Source organism: Nonomuraea longispora, from assembly GCF_004348345.1.
GTDB classification, from domain to species: Bacteria; Actinomycetota; Actinomycetes; order Streptosporangiales; family Streptosporangiaceae; genus Nonomuraea; species Nonomuraea longispora.
Genome location: NZ_SMJZ01000321.1, coordinates 1 through 6,181, shown reverse-complemented (window position 1 = coordinate 6,181; position 6,181 = coordinate 1). Strand labels below are relative to the sequence as shown.

Sequence of the window (6,181 nt, the reverse complement as noted above, 5' to 3'; positions counted from 1 at the left end):
GCGCCCCGACCTGGTCGGGGCGCTGCGCGAGCTGGGACGGACCGAGTCGGCCAGCCTGTTCATGGTGCTGCACGCGGCGCTGGCCACCCTGCTGTCCCGCCTCGGAGCCGGGGACGACATCCCGATCGGCACCCCGGCCTCGGGCCGCGCCGATCCCGTGCTGGACGACCTCGTCGGGTTCTTCGTCAACACCGTCGTGCTGCGTACGGACCTGTCCGGCGCGCCCACGTTCACCGAGCTGCTGCGCCGGGTGCGCGAGAGCGACCTGGCCGCGTTCGAGCACGCGAACCTGCCCTTCCAGCAGGTTGTCGAGGCGGTCAACCCGGCGCGCGCGCAGGGCCGCAACCCGCTGTTCCAGGTGATGCTCGGCTATCTGCGCCGGCCCGCCGGCCGCGGCACGGTGCTCGGCCTGCCGGTGGGGGAGGCGCCCGCGGTCGCCGCCGATCCGAAGGTGGACCTCAACGTCACCTTCGTCGACGGTGAGCCCTTCGAGGTGATCCTCGAATACGACGCCGGCCGGTTCCGCCCCGCGACGGCGCGGCGGCTCGTCGACCGTCTCCTCGTGCTGCTCGGCGAGGTCGCCGACCGGCCGGACCGGCCGGTCGGGGAGGCTCGCGTGCTCGCCGGGCACGACCGCGCCGACCTCGCCCGATGGCAGGACGGCGGTCCGCCGCGGACGGGCGGGCAGCCGTGGTACGAACGTTTCTCCGCCCAGGCCCGGCTCACCCCCGACGCGGACGCCTGCGTCTTCGCCGGCGAGACGATGAGCTACGCCGAACTCGACGCCGCCTCCGACGCCTTCGCCGCCCGGCTCGGCGGCCTCGGACCCGAGGACCTCGTCGGGATCGCCCTGCCACGCTCGGCCGCGCTGCTGGTGGCCGTGCTCGGTGTGGCCAAGGCGGGGGCCGCCTACCTTCCTCTCGACCCCGCGTTCCCCGCCGAGCGGCTGCGCTTCATGGTGGCCGACGCGCGACCGGTCGCGATCGTGGTGGACGAGCGCACCCGCGAGCTCTTCCCCGAGGGCATCACGCCCTCCGGTGTGCCCGCCTCCTTCGTCCCGCCGCCGCGCGACCCTCGTTCGGCCGCGTACGTCATCTACACCTCCGGCTCCACCGGCCGCCCGAAGGGCGTGGTCGTGACCCAGCGCGACCTGGAGTGTTTCCTCGCCGCGCTGCCGGTGGCCGGGCCGGGCGAGCGGCTGCTCGCCGTGACGACGCTCTCCTTCGACATCTCCGTCCTGGAGCTGATGGGGCCGCTGACGGCGGGAGGCTGCGTGGTGCTGGCCTCCGACGCGGAGGTGCGCGACCCGCACATGCTGGCCGGGCTGCTGCGCAGGGAACGCGTCAGCGTCATGCAGGCCACGCCGTCGTTGTGGTCGACCCTGCCGCCCGAGGCCGAGCTGCGCGGCGTGCGCGTCCTGGCCGGCGGCGAGGCGCTGCCGCCCTCCCTGGCCCGCGACCTGAGCGCGCGCGCCGTGTCCGTGACGAATCTGTACGGCCCGACCGAGGTGACCGTGTGGGCCACCGCCGCGGCGGTCCGCGGGGACGAGCCTCCCACGCTCGGACGGCCCCTGCCGGGAACGACCGCGTACGTGCTGGACACGGCGCTGCGCCCGGCGCCTCCAGGCGTCGCCGGCGAGCTGTATCTCGGCGGCGCCCAGGTCACCCGCGGCTATCTGCGCCGCCCCGGCCTGACCGCGTCCAGGTTCGTCGCCGACCCGTTCACCGGCGGGCGCATGTACCGCACCGGCGACCTGGCCCGCTGGAACGGCGGCGGCGAGCTGGAGTTCCTCGGCCGGGCCGACCACCAGGTCAAGGTGCGCGGCCACCGCGTCGAGCCGGGCGAGATCGAGGCGGTCGCGGCCACCTGCCCCGGCGTGTCGCAGGTCGCGGTCGTCGCCCGGCAGGACCGGCTCGTCGCCTACGTCACCGCGCCCGCGCCCGCGCTGCGCGACCACCTCGCGGGGCGGCTGCCCTCATGGATGGTTCCCTCCGCCGTCGTCGTCCTCGACGAGCTGCCGCTCACCCCGAACGGCAAGGTGGACCGCGCCGCCCTGCCCGAGGCGGACCTCACGCAGACGGCGGGCGGCGCCGAGCCGCGCACACGTACCGAGGCGGCCGTCTGCGCGGTCCTGGGGGAGGTGCTGGGCACCGGGCCTGTCGGCGTGGATGACGACTTCTTCGCCCTCGGCGGCCACTCGCTGCTGCTCGTCCGCCTGGCCGCCGCCCTGCGTGCCCGGCTGGGCGCGGACCTTCCGGTGGCGGACCTGTTCGCCGCCCCCACCGCCGCCGCCCTGGCCAGACGGATCAGCGGCGGCGTGCCCGTGGCCGACGCCATGGCCGAACTGCTGACCCTGCGGCCGGGCGACGGCACCCGGACGCCGCTGTTCTGCTTCCCGCCCGCCGGCGGGCTGAGCTGGCCCTTCGCCCCGCTCAAGCGCTACCTGCCCGACGGCGTCCCCCTGTACGGGCTGCAGTCGCCCCGGCTGAGCCGCGACAGCGGCCTGCCCGCGACCATGGACGATCTCGCCGCCGAGTACGCGGGCCTCATCGCCGGTGTGGCTCCCGGAGGGCCGCTCGCCCTGCTCGGATGGTCGTTCGGCGGCGCGGTCGCGCACAAGGTGGCGGTGCGGCTGGCGGCGGAGGGCCGCGACATCCGCCTCCTCGGCATGCTCGACACGCCGGTGGAGGTGAGCGGCGGCGCGGCCGACGTCGCCGCGCTGCTGGCCGAGATGGGCTACCGGGTGCCGGACGCGCGCATGTCCGCCGCGGACGCCGTCGCCTTCCTGCGCTCCATGGGCGACGGCGTCGCGGCGCTGGAGGACGAGCAGATCGAGCGGGTCGTGGAGAGCTACCTGGCCGGCGACCGCATGATGGCGCGGGCCCGGTACGACGTCTATCCCGGAGACGTGCTCTTCGTCGACGCGACCGTGCCCGAGCAGGGGTTCGCCGGCGCGGCCTCGAAGCGGTGGCGCCCCTACGTGGCGGGGGAACTGCGCGTGGCCGAGATCGGGTGCCGGCATTCGGAGCTGCTGGACGCCGGCACCCTGGAGATCCTCGGGCCGCTGCTGGCCCGTCTCATGTGATGGCGGACAGGTCCTTGACGGGGGTCGAGGGGTCCATGTCGGCGGCGTTGGCGAGCTGCGGCACGAGCACGTCGAGAGCGTAGAGCAGCGCGTCAGGCCCGCTGTAGGACAGCGCGCCGCCGAGCGGGGTGGAGAAGTCCGTGTAGATCGTGCGGTCGGTCCTGACCACCTTCAGCCGGGAGAAGACCGGCGACTTCACCATCGTGGCCCTGGTCGCGCCGTTGACGAACAACACGTCCCGGTCGATCAGGTCGAGCCGCTCCTCGCTGATCTCCTCCGACTCGCTCTGGGCGGCGAAGCCGAGCGCGTCGAACAGCGCGCGGCGCGGGTCGCGGGCCGGGATCAGCCAGTGCTGCCCGTTCTCCGGCCCGAAGTCCACCACGAGGACCTTCCCGGCGAACTCGGGATGCGCCTCCTTCGCCTCGGCGATCTTCGCGTTGACCTTGTCGACGAGCGCCCGCGCCTCGGCCGGCTTGCCGAGCGCCCTGCCCGTGGTGAGCGTCTGGACGTCCCACGGGGTCTGCTCGTCGGCGTAGTCGCCCGACTGGATCACCGTCGGCGCGATCTGGGAGAGCTTGTCGTACGTCTCCTTGTTGACGGTCTCGTAGATGGCGATGATCAGATCGGGCCGCTGCTTGATGATGGCCTCGAAGTTCAGCTCGGCCGAGAACGTGGAGAGCTTCCTGCCGCCCAGCGCCGCCTTGACCCAGGGGAAGTTCGTGTACTCGTCGAACCACGCGCGCGTGCTGACCGGCACCACGCCCAGCGCGAGCGCGAAGTCCTGGTCGTTCCATCCGACGGTGACGACCCGGGACGGCCGGGACTCGATCGTGGTGCTGCCGAACTTGTGGTCGATGGTGACGGGGAACGCGGGGTCGGCCGGCGCGGCGGCCTGCGGGGCTTCGGCCTGCGTGCCGGAACAGGAGATCAGCGAGGCCGCCAGGAGGACCCCTAACACAGTGCTGACTAAGGTTCGCCGAAGCGTGCGGAAACTGATCATCTGTGGTCCTTCTGGCCAGGCGATGGGATGCAACTTAGGATAGCATTACCTAACATTGATCATGGGAGCTGAAGATGCAGCGCATCCTGCTCGGCGGGAAGATCCACAGGGCCACCGTGACACAGGCCGACCTCCACTACGTCGGGTCCATCACCATCGACAAGGACCTCATGGACGCGGCCGGGCTCATCGAGGGGGAGCAGGTCCACGTCGTCGACATCGCCAACGGCTCACGGCTGGTCACGTACGCCATCGAAGGAGAGGCCGGTTCGGGCGTCATCGGCATCAACGGGGCCGCCGCCCACCTCGTGTCTCCCGGAGACCTCGTTATCATCATGTCCTTCCGGCACGTGGCCGACGACGAGGCGGCCTCGTACGTCCCCTTGGTGGTGCACGTCGACGGGCGCAACCGGATCGTCGGCCTCGGGGCGGACCTGGCCGCCCCGGCCCCGGGCTCGTCCGCCCAGGTCACCGGTCGGTGAGGTAACCGCCCATCGTGCGGAAGAACTCCGTGGCGGGCAGGTCCGCGCCCGACTCCGTGCGGACCTGCTCGATCACCAGCCCGTGGCCGCGCCCCCTGCGGGCCTCCGGGCCGGCGACGATGACGACTCCGTCGCCCTCGTGGATGAACACCCGGCCGGGGGTCCCTCCGTACCGGCCCTTCGACACCGACGCCTTCAGCACGCGGATGCGCTCACCCCGGTAGAACGTGAAAGCGTTCGGGTACGGGTCGGACTGGGCGCGTACCAGCCGCTCGATGTCCCGCGCCGGCCAGCTCCAGACGATGCGGCTGTCCTCGACGGACCGTTTGTGGAAGAAACTGGCCCTCGATCGGTCCTGGGGAACCGGTGCCGCCCGGCCGCTCTCGATGAGCGTGAGCGCGTCCCGCACGATCGGCCCGATCAGGGCGACGGTCCGGTGGAACAGGTCCGTGGCCGTGTCGGAAGGGCCGACGCGTACGGCCCGCTGCAGCACGATGTCGCCGGCGTCCAACTCCTCGTCCATCAGGTGGGCGGTGACGCCCACCTCCTCCTCACCGTTGATCAGCGCCCAGATCAGCGGCGAGAAGCCGGCGTAGGCGGGCAGCAGGGAGTCGTGCACGTTCAGCGTGCCGTGGCGGGGCAGCCGGAAGATCTCCGGCGGGATCCAGGTGCGCCAGTTGTTGGCGACGATGATGTCCGGCTCGGCCTCCTTGAGCGCGGTGACCAGCTCGTCGTCCGGCCTGGAGCGCAGCAGCACGGGGACGCCGTGCCCGGCCGCCAGGTCGGCCACGGAGTCGTCCCAGATCTTCTCGTAGGCGTGCTCGCTCCTGGGGTGCGTCACGGCGAGCACCACCTCGTGGCCGGATTCCAGCAGTGCCTGCAACGTACGGTGTCCCCAAGTCTGGTAGCCGAACATCGCAACCCGCATGTGCGCCTCCTGTGGATAAGCCAATTAGGTGAGCCTAACCTAAATATCTGGTCGCGAGGAGGGTGATCTGCTGGCTACCGGCCCGTTTTGGCATGGCGAAAATGACCGACGTTGGGTGGTAAAACCCCAGTTGACCGAAGATTTGCTGATCAACTAATGTCTAGCAGGTTACGGGCCAAACAAGCCGCTCCTTCGAACGAAGCCGTCAGCTGGCATCGGGTCTCGGCGCCCCAGGCCAGGCTTGTTTCGCCTCACTGATCGAGAGGCGGAGGTTGCCGTGTCGTTCACACATCGGGCGACCGATCCCACAGGATCCGGATCCACGGGCCACGGCGTGCCGGCACGAGACCGCGGCGGTGATCCCGTCGAGCGGCCACATCGTCAAGTGAATGAGGAAGTGCATGGCCAGTAGTGGTTTCAGCTACGCCGGCCCCGAAGGACTTGAGCATCTCAAGCGGGCCGGCATGAGAAGCCAGGACGCGGGCGAAACACTCGGCCTGATCCGCAGGGAGTTCGTCACGCACGCGAAGGGCGACGTCAACTCGTACGCCCTGATCCAGGACGGCGCGGCGGAACTCGCCGGCGGCTACAACCAGTTCTTCCGCGACCTGTCCGACACCATGTACCGGCGGTCCAGCGCCCTGCGCAACGGCGGGAGCAACCTGAAGTACTCCGCCGCCAACTAC

General features: G+C 71.4%; 5 protein-coding genes. 3 read left to right on the top strand and 2 right to left on the bottom strand.

Annotation, left to right across the window (positions count from 1 at the left end):
• Window positions 1-3,085: non-ribosomal peptide synthetase (locus tag E1267_RS42005; protein WP_132341634.1), on the top strand; the 3,085-nt coding region annotated here is incomplete at its 5' end.
• On the opposite strand, the gene E1267_RS42000 is transcribed toward E1267_RS42005, so the two are convergent.
• Window positions 3,078-4,043, bottom strand: a complete 966-nt coding sequence (locus E1267_RS42000; RefSeq protein ID WP_220449930.1) for an ABC transporter substrate-binding protein — start codon at window positions 4,041-4,043, stop codon at window positions 3,078-3,080. The genes E1267_RS42005 and E1267_RS42000 overlap by 8 nt on opposite strands.
• 116 nt (window positions 4,044-4,159) lie before the next feature.
• Here E1267_RS42000 and panD point away from each other — a divergent pair, with 116 nt between their 5' ends.
• On the top strand, window positions 4,160-4,567 hold the full coding sequence (panD, locus tag E1267_RS41995; RefSeq protein WP_132341630.1) for an aspartate 1-decarboxylase: 408 nt from the start codon (window positions 4,160-4,162) through the stop codon (window positions 4,565-4,567).
• On the opposite strand, the gene E1267_RS41990 is transcribed toward panD, so the two are convergent.
• Window positions 4,554-5,495: a methionyl-tRNA formyltransferase gene (locus E1267_RS41990; RefSeq protein ID WP_132341628.1), complete on the bottom strand. Its 942-nt coding sequence runs from the start codon at window positions 5,493-5,495 to the stop codon at window positions 4,554-4,556. The two genes, panD and E1267_RS41990, sit on opposite strands and share 14 nt — an antisense overlap.
• Before the next feature lie 401 nt (window positions 5,496-5,896).
• Here E1267_RS41990 and E1267_RS41985 point away from each other — a divergent pair.
• On the top strand, window positions 5,897-6,181 hold a 285-nt coding region (locus E1267_RS41985; RefSeq protein ID WP_132341626.1), incomplete at its 3' end, for a hypothetical protein.

What these genes read in the sequence shown, in the direction of transcription:
- panD (WP_132341630.1), top strand. Translation starts at nt 4,160, where the DNA reads ATGCAGCGCATCCTGCTCGGCGGGAAGATCCACAGGGCCACCGTGACA.
- E1267_RS41990 (WP_132341628.1), bottom strand. Translation starts at nt 5,495, where the DNA reads ATGCGGGTTGCGATGTTCGGCTACCAGACTTGGGGACACCGTACGTTG.